Origin of the sequence: Nocardia sp. NPDC049526, from assembly GCF_044465765.1 — a bacterium.
In the GTDB taxonomy this organism is placed as follows: domain Bacteria; phylum Actinomycetota; class Actinomycetes; order Mycobacteriales; family Mycobacteriaceae; genus Nocardia.
The window spans coordinates 39,540-61,124 of sequence record NZ_JBITMA010000016.1 but is presented as its reverse complement, the minus strand read 5'-3'; the positions used below and the strand labels follow the sequence as shown (position 1 = coordinate 61,124).

The 21,585-nt window shown below is 62.9% G+C and carries 18 protein-coding genes; 9 read left to right on the top strand and 9 right to left on the bottom strand.

Translation table 11 applies throughout. The features are described from left to right. Positions 1-277: 277 nt before the first annotated feature. Both ACIBW7_RS36155 and ACIBW7_RS36150 read right to left on the bottom strand, forming a co-directional pair. Complete coding sequence (locus ACIBW7_RS36155; protein ID WP_397054399.1) at positions 278-1,279, bottom strand: alpha/beta hydrolase; 1,002 nt, start codon at positions 1,277-1,279, stop codon at positions 278-280. Positions 1,280-1,532: 253 nt separating this feature from the next. After that, positions 1,533-2,291: an SDR family NAD(P)-dependent oxidoreductase gene (locus ACIBW7_RS36150; protein ID WP_397054397.1), complete on the bottom strand. Its 759-nt coding sequence runs from the start codon at positions 2,289-2,291 to the stop codon at positions 1,533-1,535. Between the two features lie 793 nt (positions 2,292-3,084). On the opposite strand from ACIBW7_RS36150, the gene ACIBW7_RS36145 reads away from it, so the two are divergent. The 4 genes from ACIBW7_RS36145 (at position 3,085) to ACIBW7_RS36130 (ending at position 9,777) form a co-directional block, all read left to right on the top strand. Further along, positions 3,085-5,805 carry an ATP-binding cassette domain-containing protein gene (locus tag ACIBW7_RS36145; protein WP_397054395.1) on the top strand — a complete coding sequence of 907 codons (2,721 nt, stop codon included), beginning with the start codon at positions 3,085-3,087 and terminating at the stop codon, positions 5,803-5,805. Further along, the gene (locus ACIBW7_RS36140) at positions 5,798-6,523 is read left to right on the top strand and encodes an ABC transporter ATP-binding protein (RefSeq protein WP_397054393.1); all 726 of its coding nucleotides are present in this window, start codon (positions 5,798-5,800) and stop codon (positions 6,521-6,523) included. Before ACIBW7_RS36145 ends, ACIBW7_RS36140 begins: the two co-directional genes overlap by 8 nt. 254 nt (positions 6,524-6,777) lie before the next feature. Next, positions 6,778-7,899: an ABC transporter substrate-binding protein gene (locus ACIBW7_RS36135; protein ID WP_397054391.1), complete on the top strand. Its 1,122-nt coding sequence runs from the start codon at positions 6,778-6,780 to the stop codon at positions 7,897-7,899. 213 nt (positions 7,900-8,112) lie between these two features. Beyond that, positions 8,113-9,777 (top strand): CocE/NonD family hydrolase, encoded by a 1,665-nt coding sequence (locus ACIBW7_RS36130; RefSeq protein WP_397054389.1) that lies wholly within the window; start codon positions 8,113-8,115, stop codon positions 9,775-9,777. 266 nt (positions 9,778-10,043) lie between these two features. Here ACIBW7_RS36130 and ACIBW7_RS36125 read toward each other — a convergent pair whose 3' ends face one another. The 5 genes from ACIBW7_RS36125 to ACIBW7_RS36105 all read right to left on the bottom strand — a co-directional run bounded on the left by ACIBW7_RS36125 (position 10,044) and on the right by ACIBW7_RS36105 (position 14,387). Beyond that, positions 10,044-11,048, bottom strand: a complete 1,005-nt coding sequence (locus tag ACIBW7_RS36125; RefSeq protein WP_397054387.1) for an LLM class flavin-dependent oxidoreductase — start codon at positions 11,046-11,048, stop codon at positions 10,044-10,046. After that, a complete protein-coding gene (locus ACIBW7_RS36120) occupies positions 11,045-11,623 on the bottom strand; it encodes a nuclear transport factor 2 family protein (protein ID WP_397054385.1) in 579 nt (192 codons plus the stop codon). The genes ACIBW7_RS36125 and ACIBW7_RS36120 overlap by 4 nt, the downstream gene beginning before the upstream one ends. Then, positions 11,623-12,396, bottom strand: coding sequence for an SDR family NAD(P)-dependent oxidoreductase (locus ACIBW7_RS36115; RefSeq protein ID WP_397054383.1), 774 nt, complete (start codon positions 12,394-12,396; stop codon positions 11,623-11,625). The genes ACIBW7_RS36120 and ACIBW7_RS36115 overlap by 1 nt, the downstream gene beginning before the upstream one ends. A 25-nt stretch (positions 12,397-12,421) precedes the next feature. Then, complete coding sequence (locus ACIBW7_RS36110; protein WP_397054381.1) at positions 12,422-13,219, bottom strand: SDR family NAD(P)-dependent oxidoreductase; 798 nt, start codon at positions 13,217-13,219, stop codon at positions 12,422-12,424. 355 nt (positions 13,220-13,574) lie between these two features. Beyond that, positions 13,575-14,387: a mycofactocin-coupled SDR family oxidoreductase gene (locus ACIBW7_RS36105; protein WP_397054597.1), complete on the bottom strand. Its 813-nt coding sequence runs from the start codon at positions 14,385-14,387 to the stop codon at positions 13,575-13,577. Positions 14,388-14,658: 271 nt separating this feature from the next. Between ACIBW7_RS36105 and ACIBW7_RS36100 the strand changes: the two genes are divergently transcribed. From ACIBW7_RS36100 to ACIBW7_RS36085, 4 genes are read left to right on the top strand one after another with little or no spacing between them, the layout of a single operon-like run. Next, complete coding sequence (locus tag ACIBW7_RS36100; RefSeq protein ID WP_397054379.1) at positions 14,659-17,052, top strand: nitrate- and nitrite sensing domain-containing protein; 2,394 nt, start codon at positions 14,659-14,661, stop codon at positions 17,050-17,052. Then, complete coding sequence (locus ACIBW7_RS36095) at positions 17,037-17,480, top strand: roadblock/LC7 domain-containing protein (RefSeq protein ID WP_397054377.1); 444 nt, start codon at positions 17,037-17,039, stop codon at positions 17,478-17,480. Before ACIBW7_RS36100 ends, ACIBW7_RS36095 begins: the two co-directional genes overlap by 16 nt. Further along, positions 17,477-17,854, top strand: a complete 378-nt coding sequence (locus tag ACIBW7_RS36090; protein ID WP_397054375.1) for a DUF742 domain-containing protein — start codon at positions 17,477-17,479, stop codon at positions 17,852-17,854. The genes ACIBW7_RS36095 and ACIBW7_RS36090 overlap by 4 nt, the downstream gene beginning before the upstream one ends. Positions 17,855-17,879: 25 nt before the next feature. Further along, a complete protein-coding gene (locus ACIBW7_RS36085) occupies positions 17,880-18,443 on the top strand; it encodes a GTP-binding protein (RefSeq protein ID WP_397054373.1) in 564 nt (187 codons plus the stop codon). Between the two features lie 83 nt (positions 18,444-18,526). On the opposite strand, the gene ACIBW7_RS36080 is transcribed toward ACIBW7_RS36085, so the two are convergent. Further along, complete coding sequence (locus ACIBW7_RS36080; protein ID WP_397054371.1) at positions 18,527-19,165, bottom strand: TetR/AcrR family transcriptional regulator; 639 nt, start codon at positions 19,163-19,165, stop codon at positions 18,527-18,529. Between the two features lie 22 nt (positions 19,166-19,187). Beyond that, a complete protein-coding gene (locus ACIBW7_RS36075; protein WP_397054369.1) occupies positions 19,188-19,898 on the bottom strand; it encodes a TetR/AcrR family transcriptional regulator in 711 nt (236 codons plus the stop codon). Positions 19,899-20,115: 217 nt separating this feature from the next. Between ACIBW7_RS36075 and ACIBW7_RS36070 the strand changes: the two genes are divergently transcribed. Further along, positions 20,116-21,582 carry an aldehyde dehydrogenase family protein gene (locus ACIBW7_RS36070; RefSeq protein ID WP_397054367.1) on the top strand — a complete coding sequence of 489 codons (1,467 nt, stop codon included), beginning with the start codon at positions 20,116-20,118 and terminating at the stop codon, positions 21,580-21,582. Positions 21,583-21,585: the final 3 nt, after the last annotated feature.

Sequence of the window (21,585 nt, the reverse complement as noted above, 5' to 3'; positions counted from 1 at the left end):
GCCAGGACTCAGCCGCGTGGCCACGGACGGCGGCATAGCGCCTGCCGGTCGAGGTGCGCCTGTTGGCGTTGGCCTCGCCATGGCCCGCCCGGATCGCCGAGACATCGGGCGGGCCGCTCGTCGATGCAGCGCATCTCGAGTCGCGCACGGTAGCGGTGGTCGGCGCCCGCAGTGGACCGGATCGGGGAGTCCGGCCTTGATCGAGATCCTGTCGCCTGAGCCGCATCGGCATCTCGGCCCAGGCGGCAGGATATAGGGGCCACCGCAGAGGAGTCCCTCAGGCCTGCGTCTTCTTCGGCGGGACCCTTCGGGCGAAGCCCTCGATCGCGTCCCAGAATTCGGTGCGGGTGCGAGCGAAGTTGTGCATGTGCGCCATACGCCGCACGATCTTCACAGTGATATCGCGCGTTCCGCGATACGCGCTCGGCTCTGCCCATGGGTCAGGCAGGGTGTCGCGCTCGCCACTGGCCACCAGCACCGGCACGTCGATTGCCGCCGCTTCTGCCGAAACAGCACCGTCGGTCATCATGGTTACCGCGCACGCGGGAAGGGTCGTACTACCCCAGGGCGTAGAATCATCGCCTCGCACCACCCCGGAGTAGGGCCGGAAGGATGCGAGGTCGGCCTCCATCAATTCCGGCTCTTCGTCCGGCCAATGGAAACAGAACCGGTAATGGGAGTCGTCCGGGCTAGTTGGGCCGAGGACCTGATCCGCGATCGGTCGTAGGTCGGTTCCGCGAGGGGGCATCGGGTAATTGACCCGGCTACCGTCCGGGGCGGGAAAATTGGTGTAGATCCCACTCCAGCCCAGGAAGGCGACACCGTCGAAGGTACGGTGATTCGCCTGCTGCACGGTCAACAGACAACCTCCCATCGACTGACCCATGCCGACGGCGGCGACATACTCCATCGGTGGAACGCCTGCAATCAGAGTCCCTATCGACAATCCGTCCAGCACCGCCGCCACGGTGGCGTGGTTCGCCGCCGCGAGATTCTCGTAGGTGAGGCTGAATGTGTCGGGCTGATCACTGTCGCCGACATAGAGGTGATCGCACGCGACGAAAGCGAAGCCATGACTCGTGTGATACTCCGCTTGGCTGTAGCCAGGCAACGTCTGCATGTCGAAGTATCGTCGGCCGAATCCGCCGCCGGGGAATCCGAACAGAACCGGCAATGGACCGTCGACTTGGTCGGGTAGGTGCACCGTCACTGCCGTACGCAACTCGCCCGGCAGATCGGTGGCCCCGGTGACGTCGACGTTGAGGTCATATGACCGCATTACATCTCCTACAGATAGTGCAATCATTTAACTATGCGTCACGGTACGTGACTAGGATGGCGCGCGGGCCGAAACCGCCTAGGCCTGTGCATCTCCGGCTGGACCCACGTCAGACACCATGGGTATGCAGGTCAATGAGCTTCTTCATTCTGAGTCTCAGGGCCGGGGCAGCACGCCAGTTTGATCGAGCAACTCGACTACGTCGGTCATCATGTGGGGACGGTGTCCGCGAGGAGAATCCGTGCTGCGCTGGCTATCGGAAGAGAGATCGTCCGCCGTCCGCGAAGAGGGTGCGGCCGGTCATGTAGTCGGAGTAAGGGCTACTGAGGAAAACGACGACGCGACCGACGTCGGCGACTGGATCACCCATCCGCTGTATCGGAAACAGCGCGAATGTCCTCTCGAGTTCTTCATCACTCATCTTACTTTTTACTTTCTCCCAAGCGGGTGAGGACCCGTTTGGTACGACGACGTTCACTGTAATTCCGTACTTTCCCCATTCCGTCGCTACTGATTTCGTAAGTCCTCGAACTGCCTCCTTTGCAGCTCCGTACGTCGCCATATTCGCGACGCCCTCAGTCCCGGCCGCAGAGCCGAAATTGACCACCTTGCCGCCGTTCATCCGGAGATATGGAAAACATGCCTTCATACAATTGAAGGTGCCGAGCACGGAGGACTCGTAGGCATCGGTCAGGTCTTCTGCGGTCGCCTCATCGAAAGGCACGAGGTGGTGCGTCATTGCGTTGTTGATCAGGATGTCGAGCTTTCCGAATCTCGCGATTGCCGCGTCGACAGCATTGTCGACGGATGGTCGGTCTCTCACGTCGCATTCGATCGCCAGAGCTTCGTACCCGGCTGAGGTGATGTCGCCCGCTACTTTCTCGACCTTCGCGAACACGCGGTCCGCCAGGACGACGGCCGCTCCATCCGCTGCCAGTGCGTGAGCCACCCCTTCGCCCAATCCCTGACCCGCACCCGTGATGAACGCAATCTTGCCATCTACCAGACCCATGTGGTTCCTCTCTCGAGCTGTTCGCTATCTGACGCACGCCGGTGGTCCCCGGGGCAGGGATGCGACCGGAGACCTGCCCTGCTCGAGGTCGCCCCGCAGGCCGCGAGCGGCCACAGGCTGATTCGAGGCTCCGGCGGATTGGTGGTGCAGCCAACCTCGTCGTCCCGGTCGAAGCGGCATCTGGCCGGAACGACGAGGAAACCCCAGGCCGCAAGTGACTGGCAGATCGAATTCGATCGCCGCGTCGAGCGCGGGTGGCCTCTCCTGGGCAGGTCCCCACAATATAATCAGATAATTGACTGTATAGTACTGATTTAAGGTCAGGTGCCTGACTGAGCGATCTGACCCTCGGTGGCGCAGACCTGCCGACGAAGGCGTGGTGGAAACCCCGCGTTGCGGCGCAGGGCGATCCCCGGTGAGGCGACGGCCAGGAGTGCGGAGCGAGAACGCCCGCTGGGCGCACGAGTCCCGCCGGAATCGAATGGCTTTCCCCGATCGCGGCGGTAGACGGCCGACGGCACCACATTCGGCCAGATTCGATGCTCGCGCCGGAGCCTCCGCTCTGGGTGACAGGACCAGGTCTCCCATGCGTCTATTCGCAACGAGCCTGCCTCGCAACGCTGTTCAGTGATGGGTCCCCGGCACCTCGCTGACGGCGACTCGACTTGTCGCGAACCTCTTGTGCGTGTGGCCTACCTCACGTACATTCAGCTGAATTAACTAACCGATTCGCAAATGTCGAACTTTCTCGGCGCGGTTGACATCGCGACAAGGTTCGATCGGACGGAGTGGAATGGAGCACCTGACCTTTCTGCTCATGGGCTTGGGTAGTGGTGCGGTTTTCGGGGCTTTGGCTCTCGCCGTAGTGCTCACATATCGGAGCTCAGGAGTCGTCAACTTCGCCGCAGGGGCCATTGCGCTCTTCGGGGCCTACTTCTACGCATTTCTTCGTCAAGGTGAGCTCATCGTGCTCGTACCGGGGTTCCCCGCCACGTTGCAGCTCGGTAATCCACTCGGGCAGTGGCCCGCGATAGCGTTGGCCCTGGCCTCCTCGGCGGTATTGGGCGCTGTTTTATACCTACTCGTTTTCCGGCCGCTGCGACGGGCGCCAGCGGTCGCTAAAGCTGTTGCCGCCTTAGGGATCTCGCTATTCATACCAGCATTGTTGGCGGCGCGGCTCGGGACCTCGGCGATCGTGGTCGATCCGATCTATCCGTCGGGCGTGTACCGGTCCTCGGACTTTTCAATGCCGCACGATCGGATATATCTGGCGGTTACCGTCATCTTGCTGGCCGTCGCACTGGTGGTTTGGCTACGGTTCAGCCGATTCGGCCTCGCCACTCGGGCGGTTGCTTCCTCCGAGCGAGGCGCCTATCTGAGCGGTATGTCGCCCGATCGGATGGCCGCCTACAACTGGATGCTCAGTTCGGTCGTCGCTGGGCTCGCCGGTATTTTGATTGCACCCATCGCGCCTCTTGCCCCCGTCTCCTACACGTTGTTCATCGTGCCTGCACTCGCTGCCGCGGTAGTCGCTCGCTTCGAACTGTTGTTGGTAGCGGTTGCCGCCGGCCTGGGGATCGGCATGGTCCAATCCTGGTTCCAATACCTCACGACACAATTCTCGGTATTACCGACATCCGGTCTCGCCGAACTCGTGCCGTTGATCTTGATACTGGCCGTGCTCGTAGTCAGAGCTCGCCCGCTGCCCAGCCGCGGCGCGGTCGTCGTACAGACTCTTGGATCCGCGCCTAGACCGGCCAGGCCGTTGATCGGTACGGCCGCAGTAGCGATAGTTGCGATAGCGCTCCTTCCGGTCCTCGACGACCGGCTGCGGAACGGGTTGATCACCAGCGCAATCATGGCCGTCATCGCTCTGTCGATCGTGGTTGTCACAGGGTATGCCGGGCAAATTTCATTGGCGCAGCTGACAATTGCCGGAGTTGCCGCATTTCTCGTGGGGCCGCTGACGCGAGCGTGGCATCTGCCCTTTCCACTATCGCCCCTTGTCTCCGCCCTCATCGCTGCCGCTGTGGGGGTACTGATCGGGTTACCCGCGCTGCGAATTCGTGGTCTTTCCGTAGCGGTCGTGACGCTGGCGATGGCCTTCGCAGTCGAGGCTGTGTGGTTCCGCAACACCGATTTCGTTACTTCGTCCGGTGTCGCGGCACCTTCGCCGAGTCTGTTCGGCTGGGACCTCGGGATCGGCGCCGGCGAGGACTACCCACGAGTTCGGTTCGGTGTCGTATGCGTAATCGTACTTGCCGCAGTATGTTTCGCGACGGCGATGCTCAGACGCAGCAGGTTCGGCTCTCAGATGCTTGCTGTTCGCGCCAACGAGAAATCTGCCGCTGCCGCCGGAGTCAACGTTGTCTTCGTCAAAGTGCTCGCTTTTGCGATCGGATCGTTCATTGCCGGTTTGGGGGGATCGCTGCTGGCCTATCAGCAGCAGTCTGTGATCTTCGAGCCTTTCTCCGCGATGAATTCGGTCGCATTCTTCGCCACGGTATATCTGGCGGGAGTCACTTCCTTGTCGGGCGGCGTTCTGGCCGGCGTTGCGGCCACGAGCGGCCTGTTGTACATCATCATCGACGAGACGGTCGGAGCTGGTGGCTGGTACTCGACAATCGCCGCAGTCCTTCTGGTGATCGTGGTGATCGTCAACCCCGAGGGAATTGTCGGACCCATCCACAGCTGGATCGCCGGACGCCGATCGAAAGGTGTCGTCGCGGACATGGTCCACGACCACGATCTCGCCATCGAGAGCACGCCGGTGTCGGGGGGAGCCCGGGCTGCGCTGCAGGGCGACGGCGTGAGCGTCCACTACGGAGGCGTCGTCGCATTGGATGAGGCGACCCTGGAAATCCCGGAAGGCGCACTCGTCGGCCTGATCGGCCCGAATGGCGCGGGAAAGACCACTCTTATCGACGCGCTGTGCGGATTCTCCGAGTACACGGGCAATGTTCGATTGCTCGGAGAGAGGGTCGACGGACTGGTGCCGTACCAGAGAGTACGGCGAGGGTTGGGGCGAACCTTCCAAGCGCTGGAGCTGTACGACGACATGTCGGTGACCGAAAACGTCAAGGTGGCTCTGCGAGCCGGCAAATCCGAGGATGTGTCGGCACAGTTGTCCTCGATAGAACGAATCCTGGGCATGCTCGGTTTGTCGGCGGCGGCCGATCGATCAGTCAGCGAGTTGTCGCAGGGACAACGACAGCTTGTATCCATCGCCCGAGCGCTCGCCGGGAATCCGTCGGTTCTGTTGCTCGATGAACCGGCTGGTGGACTCGACAGCGACGAAAGTCTATGGCTCGGAACGCGTTTGCGCCGCGTCGCCGACTCCGGCATCGCTGTTCTGATCGTCGATCACGATATGGATCTCATTTTCGGATCGTGTGATCTGGTCTACGTGCTGGATTTCGGAAAAGTCATCGCCGTCGGCTCGCCCGAGGAGATCAGAAACGACGACAAGGTCGTAGCGGCTTATCTGGGAGGCGAGGTGCGCGCCGATGCATGAGATACTGCAAAAACCGACGTCGATGCCTGTCCTCGAGTGCGCCGAACTGGCGGTCGGCTATCGATCCACCACTGTGGCCCGGGATATCGACATCGCGTTGTACGAGTCGAAAGTGCTTGCGGTTCTGGGGCCGAACGGCGCAGGTAAGACGACGTTACTCAACACGATCGCAGGCTTCCTCAAGCGACGAAGCGGTTCGGTGAGGGTGGGCACGACCGATCTCGAGAACGGTGATCCGCGGCATGCGAACCGGCATGGATTGGTACTGGTTCCAGATGACAGGGCCTTGTTCAACGACCTCACCGTACGAGAGAACTTGAAGGTCGCCTGCAAGGACGATCAGACGATCGGTTCCACCCTGGATCTCTTCCCTGCCCTGCACAAGAGACTGAAGGTACGGGCCGGTGACCTTTCGGGCGGTGAGCAGCAGATGCTCGCCGTCGCGCGAGCGATGGTGCAGAGGCCGAAAGTCTTGCTCATCGATGAGATGAGCATGGGACTGGCACCGGTCATCGTCGAAGGGCTACTCCCCGTTGTTCGTCACATAGCCGAGAGTACGGGCGCGGTGGTCGTGCTTGTCGAACAGCACGTTCAGCTAGCACTCGAAGTAGCTGACGAAGCTGTTGTCCTCGTGCATGGACAGGTTCGGTTGCGCGGCTCGGCCGAAGAATTGCGAACCGACCCCGGGCGTTTGCGTGAGGTCTATCTGGGGGGCTGACGCGACAGCCGCCGCCTGCAGCAGCCGGCGGTCCGCATGCGATCTCGCTCCAGCAGGGTCCTGAGAGCCGCAAAAACCAAATCGGTGTCAACGCAAGGAGAGAAATGAAGGTCGGAAATCCCTGGCGAACTGTCGGTGCGGCAGTTGCCGCATGTGCAGTCGCCGCGGCCGCGACAGCAGGCTGTAGTTCGAACAGTGACAATACGTCCGGCGGAGCTGCCAAAGTCGATCCCGCAATTCTCGGGGCGCAGAACGTGGCTACTGGTGAGCCCGTAACGATCGGCTTCATCAGCGAGGGCAAAGCCGCAGCTTATGACACGAGTGCCGAAATAGCCGCGGCGAACGCGACAGTTGCGTATATCAACGAGCATCTCGGCGGCTTGCGCGGACACAAGGTCGTCTTGAAAACCTGTGAATCCAAAGGCAATCCGGCAGCCGCGACCGATTGTGCGAATCAGATGGTCGGAGGCGGCGTAGTTGCTGTCGCCGAAGGGGCGCTAGGGCTCGCCGACCAGACGATCGACGTTCTGTCACCGGCCGGTGTCCCGCTTCTGCTCAACTACGGGGCGACGCCGAAGTCGCTGTCCGCAGCGAACGTTTTCAGCCTGATGAACGGGGTTTCCGCCATTTTCGCCACTCCCGCGGCACTGGCGAAGGAACGGGGCATCACCAAGGCTGCGATGGTGACGATCGATGTGCCCGGCGCGACCGGAACCGCGAACCAGATCGGAAAGCTGACGTTCGCCAATGCCGGTGCGGCGTTGGACGTGGTAACCATCCCGCCGGGAACGCCTGATATGACCTCTCAAATCGCGGCGGCAAAGCGCAATGACCCGGGCATGTGGGTCGTTCTGGGCGACACAACTTTCTGCGGCGGTGCGCTGAAAGCGATCAGAACGGCTGCGCCGGATGCGCCGGCAGTCGTCAACGATCGCTGCGTGAGTCCATCGATCAGTTCCTCGATTCCCGGAGGTTTCAACGGCGTGCAGGTCGGCACTACGGCGAACCTGGATCCGGCCACCAACGATGTGAAGTTGTTCCAGGCGGCCCTCGACCAGTACGCGTCCGGTACCCCGGTCAACGCCACGTCGGCCGGTGGCTGGTCGCCGATCCTGGCGCTCGCGGAGGCGTTGAATTCCGCCCCGGGCACGGATGTCACCCGGCAGTCGATTTTGGAAGCCCTCCGTACGGCCCCGCCGCAGAAGTACCCGCTGACCAACGGTATCGACTTCCAGTGCAACGGTAAGGCTTTCCCGGTGTCACCGAATGTCTGTGCTTCCGATGTCATCGTGGCGACGGCGGACCGGGCGGGCAAGCTCGGGGACTACAGGATTCTCGAGACGGACCCGGCGTTGTTCACGCCACCGTCGCGCTGAGCCACTTCGGCCGGTGGTGACGGACGGTGGCGGCCTCGAACGCGATGGTCACCACCGAGCCGACAGATTCGGCGAGCAGATTCGCAGCGTGCGACAGAGTTGGGTGAGCTGCCGATAGTTATCGAGCATGTATTGCCCGCATCGGGGTTCGGCGGTGCCTCACACACTGCGGTCGACCAACTGCGATAACCGACGAAATTCAATGGAGAATCAATGTATGAGATTGCTGGGCGACTGGGCTGGGGAGTCATGAGCCGCGTCGCGCAGAAGCAGATGTCGTTGCCGAAGCCGTTGACCAGAAAGATTGTGGTGCAACGAGATCTGGAGATCCCGATGCCCGACGGCACAGTGCAGCTCGCCGACTTCTATCGGCCCGGGGCACATTCGGGATCGTTGCCAACGCTACTGGTGCGTTCTCCCTACGGTCGCCGCGGCTTGTTCCAGCTCTTCGCCAGACCCTACGCCGAGCGCGGATACCAAGTGCTCGTGCAAAGCACTCGAGGCACCTTCGGTTCCGGCGGCGAGTACGAGCCGTTGCGTAATGAACGCGCCGACGGACTGGCGACGATCGACTGGGTAATCGGGCAACCATGGTTCGACAGCAATCTAGTGCTGGGCGGTCCCAGCTATATGGGCTACGCCCAATGGGCGGTCGCGGACAAGGTGCCTTCCGAGGTCAAAGCCATCCTGCCGGTGACAACGTCGGCGAACGTCATCGACGTTTTCCACCGTCCCGAGGGCATGCTGGCCGAGAATCTGCTGGATTGGACGTCCATCCGATTCGCCGCGAATTCCTTGTCACCGCTGCTCTCCGAGATAGGAATCGTGCGCCGAATCCGAGAGGCACTCGCCGCAGGGCCGGTCGTCGATTCCGACGCACGTCTGGTCGGACAGTCGTGGTCGTTCTTCCAGGAGGTGATGCGACACCACAGTGAAGACCCGTACTGGGCCACGATCGATGTCGATCATCGAGAAACGATTGCCGGAACCACCGTGCCGGTCAATATTGTCGCCGGGTGGTATGACCTGTTTCTTCCGTACTCACTGCGCGACTACCGCACGCTCGTCGATGCCGGTCGGCAACCCCGCTTGACGGTTGGCCCGTGGTCGCACCTCGATGCCGGCCTCCGTGGTGCGGCAACCCGGGAAGCCATCGAGTGGGCACTGACGCTCGCGCGTGGCGGCCAGGTCGCCGAACAAGACCCCGTCCGGGTCTTCGTCACCGGCAGTGAACAGTGGCGCAGTTTCACATCCTGGCCGCCGCCGGACCGGACCACCGATCGTTGGCACCTGCACCCGCACGCCGCACTCGACAAGAATCCCGCGGTGCCGAGCGCCCCGGACAGCTACCGATACGACCCAGCCGACCCCACACCATCGCTCGGCATGTCCAAACTCGTCAATCGGCAAGTCGGCCCACAGGACAACCGAAAACTGGAAAGCCGCGCGGACGTATTGACTTTCACGTCCGCCCCGATGACTCAGGACTACGAAATTATCGGCGACGTCACCGCCGAGATCTGGCTCCGCTCCAGTCGGCCGAGCACCGACCTTTTCGTCCGCATCTGCAATGTCGACCCACGCGGGCGTTCGATAAACGTCTGTGACGGGATCACCGTGGTCGAGGCAGCCGAGCCGAACGCGCAGGAGCCGACCAAGGTGGTCGTGCCCGTCTGGCCTACCGCCCACTGTTTCCGCCGAGGGCACCGTATCCGTGTACAAATATCCAGCGGTGCACACCCGGTTTACGCCCGCAATGTCGGCAGTATCGGAGAACGCCTCACCGGCACCTCTCTGCACGTGGCCGACCAGGACATATTCCACGATCCAGAGCATCCGTCGGTCATCCTGCTGCCTGGTTCCACTGCGGGTAGGTGAACCAGGCAGCCTTGCGGCGGGCGCCTAGGTGAGCGCTTTCACCGAGTTGGCGGTAAACGTGGTGTGCTTCCCACACCTAGACCGTCGGCTCGATGTCGGTGACAGACGGAACGGTTGCCCCCATGCCGGGCTCGGGGATGAGGAACTCTTCGACGCCGCAGCCCGGCACGGTGCAGATGATGTCCAGTCTGGTTGCGGCTGCGGATATTCGGCGGGTTATGTAGTCCGATAGTCGGCCCCTACGGGTGGGTCGGCGGATCGGACGGTCATCGCAGCAGCGGAGCCAGCCGGGTGCACACGACGCGGACATGCTCGGCGACCATGTCTTCGGGCATGCCCCCGACCGAACCCCAGAGGAAGACGGTGGAAACCGGTGCGTCACCTGTCATCGTGCGAATGCGTCCCGCGATGTCCTCCGGCGTGCCGAACCAGAAGTAGTTCAAGGGACCCCGCGGTTCGCGGGCGGCCAATTTCACCGGATCCACCGGCCGCGGCGGTGGGGCATCGGTGCCCTGCACCATGTGCCGGCGGTACGAGTCGGCTTGGTAGCCGATATAGGGCGCGACGAGCGGCCAGTCTCGTTCCGGGTCCTCGGTGACCCAGGCCTGGATCCCGCCTCCCATGCGGGCGATCGCGGGATCGTGCCCACCGGCCACCAGGCCCTCGCGATATGCGGGCCAGCTCTCGTGATTCGGTGTCAGAAGTGGCGTTCCCAGTAAACCGGCACGGCGCGCGCCCTGGGGGCCGTGATATCCCAGCCACACCGGGAGCGGGTCCTGTACCGGTCGGGGAGTGACCCCGCCGTCGTACCACAGTTGTCGCAGCCGTCTCACCATGTCGTCGGTTGTGGCGTAGCGCTTGCTGTCCGGCATTCCGTACAGTTCGTACTCCGGCTTGCGGTATCCCGCACCGATACCGAGATCGACTCGCCCGTCGGAGATCAGGTCGACCAGCGCGGCCTGCTCGGCGACTTCGACGGGGGAGTGGAGCGGGGCGATCAGGATCGCGGTGCCGATGCGTGTTTTTCTAGTCCGTGCGGCCGCGGCCGCGGCGAAGGTCAACGGCTGGGTGAGGTAGCCGTCGTCGAAGAGGTGATGTTCGGAGAACCACAGTGAACCCGCGCCGAGTCGATCCGCTTCCTCGCACATCTCGAGGGTGAAGCCGTGCAGTCGTGCGGCGCTGGTCTCGAGGTGCTGCGGCTTTCGTAGATCGAAGTACAGGCCGACCTCGATCGGCGTGTACGTCGCATATGCCTTCGTTTGTACGGTCACGGTAGTCCTTCCACGACAGGCCGGTCGGTGGGAGCTGCGTGATGCGCGGGCCAGAACGCCGCCCACGCCGGATCATGGCCCGGCAGTGCGGGCGGCGGCCCGACCTGCCAGCTGTCGAATCCGGCCTGCTGCGGGCGTTCGAGCAGATCGGCTGCGTACCAATGCCGTTCGATGCGCTGCTCGAACAACCATTGCTCGCCGTCGCGTCGATAGCGGTCGTCGTACCGGATCGCCATCACCACCCAGCGGTCGTCCACCTCGTGCTCGGCTCGACAGTAGACCTGCCCGGTGGCGGTGACCGGACCGCCGTCGCCGTGGTCCGGTCCCAGCTCGATGCGATGTCCGCAGATCAGATGGATCGACCGATAGAACCAGCGCAACTGCGGTTCGATGAACCCGCGCAACGCTTCCCGGCCCGATCCGTGCCGACCGAGGCGGACGTCCGGAACGAAGAGCGACACCCAGGTGTCGACGTCGCGCTGATCCACTGCCAGGGCGTAGCGGACCGGCAACTGTCCGATCTCGAAACGCGCCTCTGCCAGCTCGATCCGGCGTTCCAGACTCGACCGGTCCATCATTCGCCTCCGGTCAGCATGAGCGTGTCACCGGTGAGATAGGCCAGATCCTCACTCATGAGGGCGACCACGGCACGACCGATGTCGCTCTCCGGATCACCCATCCGGCCGAGGGGGAGTCTGCGGACATGCTGTTGGAAGCGTTCCGGCTGTTGCTGTTTGAACTCCTCGGCGGCGGGGGAAAGCGCGGTCGGCACAACGACATTCACTCGAATCCCGTAACGCCCCCACTCCCGGGCAGCGACTCTGGACAGCCCGCGAATGCCTTCCTTGGCCATCGCATAAGCGCCGAACAGCGGAGCGCCGTTGATCGCTGTGCTGGATCCGAAGTTGACGATCGATCCGCCACCCCGCTCACGCATCCACGGCAGCGCGGTCTGCATCGCCCATAGTGTCGCCAATGGTCCACTGCGCCAGCACATATCGACATCGTCCTGTGTGACCTCGGCCAGCGGACCCTGGGCGGAGGACTGAGCATTGTTCACCAATCCGTCGAGGCCACCGTACTTTTCGGCGGTCGCGCCGATCGCATACTCGATCCGCGCGCGGTCGGTGACATCGCAATGCAATGCGAGCGCCTCTCCGCCGAATGCGGTGATTTCATTTGCGACCATCTCGCACTTCGCCAGCGTCCGGCCTGCCAGCGCGACAGACGCACCCTCTCGTGCGAGCGCCAGCGCAGCGCCCCTGCCGATCCCCTGGCCGGCGCCGGTTACCAGGATGACCTTTCCGCTCAACCGGCCGGGCCGGGCTGCTGTCTCAACGGAATTCACGATGAACCTTCTCTCGACACTCACGTCAGCCCATCACCGGCTGGTGCATGACAGCGCTGATGCCCGAGTCGACGACCAGGGCGGCACCGGTGATGGCCGCCGCGTCGGCCGATGCGAGGAATGCGACCGCGTTGGCGATGTCGGCGGGCTCGGCCATGCGTCGCAGCGGCAACTGCTCCATATATCTCTGCAGGCGTTCGGTACCGAGGTACGATTCGAAACTCGGGGTGCGGACCGCGCCCGGGATCACCGCGTTGACCCGTATGCCGAATTCACCGGCCTCCACGGCGGCCTCTTGTGTCAGTTGCAGGACACCGGCTTTGGCCACTCCGTAATAGGGAACAACTCCGGGAACTTTGCGCAGACCCGCCGCCGAGGCGGTGTTCACCACGACCCCGCGCCGTTGCGGGGTCATTGCTCGTATCGCCGCTCGCACCCCGCGGAAGGTGGCACCGAGATTTCCGTCGAGACCGTGCCGCCAGGCTTCGTCGTCGGTGTCGACGATGGACTTGTTCTCGCCGAACCCGACGTTGTTGTGCACGATATCTATTCGGCCGTGCCGGTCGAGAACCGCGTCGAACATCTCGTCGATAAATCCCGGTATGGTGACATCGCCGGCGACGACATCCGGATTACCGCCGAAGGTACGGATCAACTCCGCGGTCTCGGCAGCCTTCTCCGGCGAAACGTCGTTCACCACGACGGCGGCTTGTTCTCTGGCGAACAGCACGGCGGATGCACGACCGATCCCCGAGCCCGCACCGGTGACCAGCGCTACCTGATCGCGGAATCGTTCGCCCATCGTCACTCTCGCTTTCGACATCGTCGACCCAGGGTGTATCGGTAACCAGCTGGATGCCTTCCACTTCGAACGTAACCGACGGGTTCGGAAAACCCACGGGTCTGCTACGGGAACCACGTTCGCGTGCGGTTTTCCAGTCCAGCACCGTGGTCACCCGGCCGAGTTACGCCAGGGCATCCGCCTCACGATCGAGCAGGGAGGCATCGGTCGAATTGCATCGAGCGCTGCGGCGTTTCGGTGGCGCCGACGAACGCGGCCTCGGGTTGAGCCGACGGACGGCCGAACTCTTGGACCGTTACACGGCGCTGCGCGATTCGGCGATCATGCTGAGGCCGTGGTCGCCGAATCGGGGAGTCTGCCGGCCCGGGACGGCATTTCAGACCTTGGTGGCACCCATGTCGAGGGTCAGCTGAGTTCCGGTGACCGCGCGCGACAGGTCCGAGGCGAGCCAAACCACACCATCGGAGATGTCATCCGATTCGGCGATCGGCAACCCTGGCAGCAGCGAGGCGAACGACGCGAGGAAGTTGGGGTGTTCGGACAGTATGGTCGCCACTGTCGGGTCCTCGCCCATCGGCGTGGTGACCCCCCACGGGTGAATCGAGTTGACGCGGATTCCATACTCGCCCAGCTCGATCGCGGCAGTTTTCGTCAGCCCGACTACGCCGTGTTTGGCTGCGCTGTAATGCCCCTGCCCAGGCAGCGATTTGATGCCGGCGACGGAGCTGACCGTGATGATCGATCCGCCGTTGCCCGCGGCGATCATCGCCGGAGCGGCGGCCTTCAGGGTCCGCCATACGCCGCTGAGATTGATGTCGATCATGGTCTGCCACTGGTCCTCCGGAATTTCCCAGAAACGGTTCCAGTTGCTGATGCCGGCATTGGCAACCACCACGTCGAGACGGCCGCCGAGCTCCTGTACGCCCTCCGCCACGATCGCCTCGAGCGCCGCTGAGTCGCGGACGTCGGCGCGCCGTGCAACGATTTTCTGTCCCTCGGCCTCGACGAGGCTTACCGTGGTGGCCAGATCTTCCTCGGTCGCGGCGGGATAGGCGTTGGCTGCCGCTACAGCGGTGCAAGCATCCACCGCGATGATCGAAGCGCCTTCGCGGGCGAGGCGGATCGCGTGGTTGCGACCCTGGCCTCGGGCCGCGCCGGTGATGAACGCGACTTTGCCGGACAGCAGCATGGCTTCTCCCTTGTGCTTGTCGTTAACCGTCAACTCGGTGTCCCGCAATGCCTTTGCGCGTGACGATTCGATCTTCGTGTGGCCGAGTGCAGCACGAAAGGCGCCATGGCGGGAACGTCGTTCCCGCGAAGAAGAGGGTTCGTCGATCGGATGCTTCACGGTTTCCGCTGGTCAACCGGGCCTCTGCAATACAGACACCGAACGGTCTAGCTTAAATAATTAAAGGATCTTGTTGATTTAGCTCATCTGCTGCCCATGGTCGACTAGTTTGATGCGCGTGTTCAAGGCGTTACGCACCCTCCGGGCGCGGGTACTCGCGATCGCGCTCGTCCCGAGCATCGTGCTACTCATCATCGGTGGCGGAGGCGCCGCCTACCTCGTGGTGCAAGGCCAGCAATTGCGGAACTGGGGCAACGAGCAGGTTTCGGCGGCGACGCCAGGCCTCGAGTTCGGCATCGCAATCGCTCAGGAGCGGCGGTTGACGCTGATGCGTCTGGCCGGCCACCCCGAAATGGCCGGCGGCCTGCAAGACGTACGGCCGAAGGTGGACCGGTCGTTGCAGCAGATCATCTCCGCGGCACGCACTTTCAACGATATGCATCCCGGTTCCACCTCCGGTAGCGAGGATGCGCTGGCCGGGCTGGCGAGCGAACTACCAGTAGTACGTGCCAAGGTGGAGTCGAATGCAATTTCGATGATGGACGCCTACGCGTTCTTCAATCGTCTCACCGGCATCGTTCGACAGTCGATGGTGTCCTTCGCGCACAGTGCGCCCGACACCGAACTCGCACTCGCGCTCGGCACGGTCACAGATCTGTTCGCCGCCGCCGATGCTATGGCCCGGGGGCACGACCTTGCGGTCGCGGCCGAAGCGGCGGGTGCGTTGTCGCCCGCGGAGTTCGACGAGTTCGCCGGTCAAGTCGGCTTCTATCACGCTCAACTGCAGAATCTGGCGACGAGCATGACGCCTCAGGTGCGCGCGCAGTGGCAGGCACTCAGCGCGTCACCGGAGTTCAGAAGACTGGGCGATATCGAGAACGTCCTGATTCGGAGAGGCGTGACCCCTCCCGCCAGTGGTGCCGACAATTCGAGCAGTTCCGCGTCGACGTCCCAGAACCGGGGCAATGCCTCGCGCGCAGCCGGTTCGAGTGGGGCGAGCGACGGAGAGGTGGATGCGCCGCCCGTGTCGACAGCCGATTGGAATGCTGCGATCACCAAGGTCTCCGATGACATGTTGCGGATGTGGACAGGTGAGGGCGAATACGTCTCTACGCTGAGTCGCCAGATGGGAGAAGACAATTCACGGAACTCGTTGCTTGCGGGCGCTGCGGTTCTGATTGTCACGCTAGCGGCCTTCGCGACCACGCTGCAGTTGTCGCGGCGCATGATTCGCCGCCTGCACCGGTTGCGCGCGGAGACGACCCGGATGACAGACGACCAACTCCCCGGCATCATCGCGGCCCTGGATCGCGGCGAGCAGGTGAACATCGAGAACGAGATGACCAAACTCGATTTCGGCACTGACGAGATCGGTCAAGTCGCCGATGCGTTCAACCGCGCGCAACTTGCGGCAGTGAACGCGGCCGCCACCGAGGCGCGGACTCGCGAAGGCGTGAACTCCGTGTTCGTCAACATCGCGCACCGCAGCCAGGTCGTTCTTCATCGGCACCTGAAACTCCTGGACGAGGCCGAATTCGAGCAAGAGGACCCCAAGGTCCTCGATCTGCTCTTCCGGTTGCACCACCTAGCGACTCGTGAGCGCCGCAACGCCGAGAATCTGATCATTCTCGGTGGCCAACAGCCCCGGCGACAGTGGCGCAAGCCGGTCCGCCTCGATGAACTTGTGCGTGGCGCCGTTGCCGAGACAGAGGACTACGCCCGTGTTCGTGTGGGGCGATTGCCGGATGTCAGCGTGTCCGGTGGTGCAGTGGCCGATTTTCTGCATCTGCTGGCCGAGTTGATCGACAATGCGACGTCGTTCTCTCCGCCCGAGTCGCGGGTGGATGTATCGGGCAATGCGGTCGGCAAGGGCATCGTTATCGAAGTCGTCGACCAAGGGCTCGGCATGCCGGTCGAGCGAATGGATTCGTTCAACGAGACGCTGTCCAACCCACCGGATTTCGCGTTCGCGGCGCTATCGCGGGAGAATCGGCTGGGACTGTTCGTCGTGGCGCGGCTGTCGGCCCGGATCGATGTGTCGGTCCGGCTGGTGGAGTCGGAATATGGTGGCGTCAAGGCGATCGTCTTGGTTCCGCTGTCGCTGCTGTCCGAAGAAGAGGTTGCCCAGCCGTCCCCGGCGACCGAGGCGCTCACCTATGCGAGAGCGAATACAGAGGCCCTCTCCAGGCCGGCGAATACGGCATTGCCAGCGATGCCTGCCGACGCTGCCGCGCGGGAACCGCGGCGGCCGATCGCCGATCAGCATGAGCCGTCCCGCAGGCGGCCGACGCTACCACGGCGACGGCGTCAGGCGAGTCTGACGCCGGAGTTGGCGAACCGTACCGCCCCTCCGGACGAATCCTCGGAACCTCCGGTTCAGCGCTCCGCAGAGCAGGCGCGAGACCTCTTCTCCGCAATAGAGAGCGGTACTCGTCAAGGCCGAGCGGCGCCGCCGCCGGGGTCGCATCAGTTCACGACAACGTATGTGGAATGGGAACAGCAGTGACGACTTCCTCCAATATCACCAAGAATCTCGACTGGTTGATCGACGACTTTATCAACCGGATGCCGGGAATCGACTGTGCTGTTGTGCTTTCCACCGATGGAATGTTGATCAGCAAATCCAGTGCCATGTCACGGGAAAGGGCCGAGCACTTCTGCGCCATGGCGTCGGCACTGCACGGGCTCGCCCGCAGCGCGGCCGGCTATTTCGAGGTCGGCGGAGTCCGTCAGTCGGTCATCGAACTCGACCGAGCTGTGCTGTTCGTGACCTCGGCAGGTGACAACGCGTGTCTGGCGGTGCTGGCGGGCGAGGATATGAACATGGGCATGGTCGCGTACGAGATGAATCAGACCGTGGTGCGCGTGGGGTCGTTCCTGTCGACGACATCGCGTCCGAACGGTGCCCACGGGACGGGTCACAGATTGCCATGACCGATACCCGGGGGCCGTGGTTCGACGAGGATGCTGGTCCGCTCGTACCGGCCTATGCCGTCACGCGTGGGCGGACAACGGGGAGCCCCTACGAACTCGACATGATCACCTTGGTGGTCACCACCTCCCGCGGGCCCAGCAGCCAGTCGCGGATGGATGCGGAGTATCGCGCAATACTTCAGTTCTGTATTGCACCGAAGTCGGTCGCAGAGATTTCCGCACAGCTACGCCGCCCGCTCAGCGTCACCAAGATCCTTCTCGGTGACTTGATCGCGGACGGCTACATCGTTTATCGGTCGCCCAGTCCGGCCAATACGGATTCGGTCGATGTCAATTTACTTCGGACGGTTTTGGATGGAATTCGCGCACTCTGATCTCGGTGAATCGAAAGTTCTTCCGATGACTGCCGTGAAGATCTTGGTCGCAGGAGGTTTCGGAGTCGGCAAGACGACACTGGTCTCGGCGATCAGTGAGGTAGCTCCGCTGCGCACGGAGGAGGTGATGAGCGAGCTGAGCATCGGTGTGGACGATGTGGACGGCGTCGAATCGAAGACCACCACCACCGTGGCTCTCGACTTCGGCAGGATCACGCTCAACGATGAGCTGGTCCTATATCTGTTCGGGACTCCCGGACAGGATCGGTTCTGGTTTCTGTGGGATGAATTGTCTCGCGGATCACTCGGCGCCGTCGTCCTTGCGGACACTCGCCGGCTCACTGGCTCGTTCGCGGCGTTGGACTATTTCGAAAGCCGCCGAGTGCCCTTCATTCTGGCAGTGAATTGTTTCGACGAAGCCGATGTGTATACAGCAGAGGAGATCACGGAGGCTTTGGACCTGGATTCCGGCGTGCCGGTCGTGTTGTGTGACGCGCGCGAGCGAGATTCGGTCAAGAATGTGCTGCTGTCCTTGATGGAATATGTTCTCGCCCGTGCCGACTCGGGTCAGGCCGAAGCTCTGCTCTGACCGGATTGTCCGCTGTCGTCCCTGAGGCAGGTAATCGCCACAGGCGACGAAGTGTGTCGTCCTGGGCCCCGCTGCGAACCGGATTATCGGTGGCCGAGGGCACGCAGTACGAAAGCATGGACATGAGTGATCAGGTCGTCTTGGTCGGGCGGAAGTCCCTGCTTGACGCCGTTGGTCAGCAGCCCACGCACGAGGTATCCGACGAGCAACGCATCGCCCGCGGGGTTCCCCGGCCGCAGTTCGCCGTTGCGCATACCGCGGCGGACTATTTCGGACAGCTGCTTGTCGAAGATGCCGTACAGCATCGTGACCTGCTCGGGAAGTATGTCCAACATGTCCTGGTCCAGGAACAGGCGGGTGCGTTGTACGCGAGCTTGGTCGTACAGGGTGCCGATGTTGTACTGCAGCCATGTGCGCAGTTGCTCGGAGACCGGTGCCGCGGGGTCGATCCGGTCCCGAAGTCGGCGGTCGACGAGTCGGACCTCATCCTCGAGCAGGGCGAGCATCAGGTGGGCTTTGCTCGGGAACCGGCGGTAGAAGTGACTTGCCGAGGTGCTGGATGCCGCGAGAACCTGCCGGACCTTCAGCGACCGAAACCGCGACCGCTCGAGTACACGCCATGCCGCGGTGAGGATCCTCCGCGTTTCGGAGTCCCGCGCAGGCGGCGTGTATTCGGTCGTCTCGGACTCGCGTACTTCGCAAGCGGTGGCGAACGGCTGCACCTTTGCACCTCACTCATGCCAATCAGATAGATAATTCTACTGCATGTGTGAGAACTGGGCCAGTAGCCCCGTGGGCGGCTGTGCGAGCGGCGTTTCGCCGCCGGGCTATACCCGTTCCCGGTTCTGCGGCGTAGCCGGAGCCGGAGAGGATGTATTGCGCCAGCGCCATGGGGATTTCGGTCTCCTCGGTATCCGGCGGGAAAAGAGCGTCGCCCGCGAGTGCGGTGCCGAGAACGAGGGCCACTGTCATGCGGACTGATGCCTGGATGTCGTTCGTGGCTTGCGTTCCGTTGGCGGCCATGTATCGGTGAACGCCGTCGATCAGAGCGTGCAGGCACGGTGCGAGCGGTGACTCTTCGGCCGTGGGCGCATGTTCGCTGGCGCCAGCCGCCAGCGATACGAGAATGTGGCGATTTGCCGAACACAGGTCGTACAGACCCTGGGCGAAGCGGACGGTGATATCGCGGGGGCTTTGCGGTGTGTCGCCCATGGTGTCGGCAAAATTGTTCATGAACTCGACAAGTGGTGCGGCGGCGGTCGAACGAAAAAGTTCCGGCTTGGAGTCGAAGTGGCGGAAGACCATGGATTCGGTCACTCCTGCCCGCAGTGCCACCGAGCGGATGGTCGTCCGCTCGAAACCGTTCTCGATGAACTCCGCCGAGGCGGCGTCGGCAATAAGCCTCCTGACCTCTGCGGATGATCGTCGTTTTCGGCCGGTACTGACTGTGCCCATGCTTCGATCGTCGCACAGCCGAGTTAGGGAGTCGAACTCCCTTGACAACGTGACCTCGCTTACAGTTAGATGATTTATGAGATTCGCGTCACTCTTCCTGAATGCCTGACGATCCCTCGATCAGCGACCCATCGTTCGGTCCTGCATGCGCGGACGCGGCGATTTTCGTTGACGCGACTGCTCGATTCATCAAGTACAGATGTGAGGAGATCGGTAGATGCCCACGCTAGAAGGTCGGCTATTCATCGACGGAGAATTCCGCGAAGCGCGATCGGGACGCCGCTACGACGTGATCAACCCGGCGGACCAGTCGGTGATCGCGCAGGCGGCGGATGCCGGCGTCGAGGACGTCGACGATGCGATCACCGCGGCCCGGCACTTCGCGGATAGTTCCGACTGGGGAAATGATCACGAGTTCCGGCGAAAGTGCCTGGTGCAACTGCAGGAAGGGCTACGCGCGCGGTCCGACGAGATCAAGGCGCTGCTTACCGCCGAAGCAGGGATCTGCGTGCAGAACATGCCTACTCACGTCGACGTGATGGTCGAGGGCATGGACTTTTTCAACGACCTCATCACGTCGTTCGAGTGGGAAGAGGACCTTCCGGCCTTCGACATCCTCGGAAATCGCAGCCTACGCCGGATTCGCTACGAGCCCTATGGCGTCGTCGGAGCCATCACGCCGTGGAATGCCCCGTTCATGACCGCGATCTGGAAGGTGCACCACGGATTGGCCACCGGTAACGCGGTTGTCCTCAAGAGCGCACCGGATACGCCGTTGACAGCAGCGCTGCTCGCTCAGATCGTGAGCGAATCCACCGACATCCCGAAGGGTGCGTATCACGCGATCAGTTCCGCGGACAAGGCCATCGTAGGGGATGCCATGACCGCGGACCAGCGCATCGACCTCTACCACTTCACCGGATCGCCCGGCGTCGGCCAGCGGATCGCCGAGCGAGCAGCCAACGGCATCCGGCACACCGTGCTCGAACTGGGCGGCAAGTCGGCGAATGTGATTCTGCCGGACGCGAATCTGGACCTGGCGTGCGGCCTCGGCATGGTGATGTGCATGTCCAACAGCGGTCAGGGATGTGCGCTGGCGACACGAATGGTCGTGCACGCGGACGTCTACGACGAGGTGCTCGCCCGGCTGCAGCCGATGATCGCCAACCTGGCCTGGGGTGACCCCACGGATCCGGCGAACATGGTCGGGCCGATCATCCGCGAAGAACAACTCGAGCGGATCGAGGGATTGGTCGATCGAGCGGTTGCCGCCGGCGCACGGCTGCTGGCGGGTGGAAAGCGTGGCGACCGCCACGACCGTGGCTTCTGGTACGAGCCCACTTTGCTGGCCGACGTGGACCAGGATGCGGAGATCGCCCAGACGGAGGTGTTCGGTCCGGTGCTGTCGGTAATCCGCTACGAGGGCGGCGACGACGAGGCCGTGCGAGTCGCAAACAACTCTCGATACGGCCTGTCGGCCTACGTGCAGTCCTCCGACGAGGAACGAGCCTGGAAGGTCGCGCACAAGCTGCGGGCCGGAACGGTCAACATCAACAACTCCTTCTATCTCTCGCCGGACGCGCCCTTCGGCGGCTACGGCATCAGCGGTGACGGTGTGGAGCACGGTGTCGCCGGATTCCGGGAGTACCTGCGAATCAAGTCCATCGCGAGCCCCGAGCACTGATTC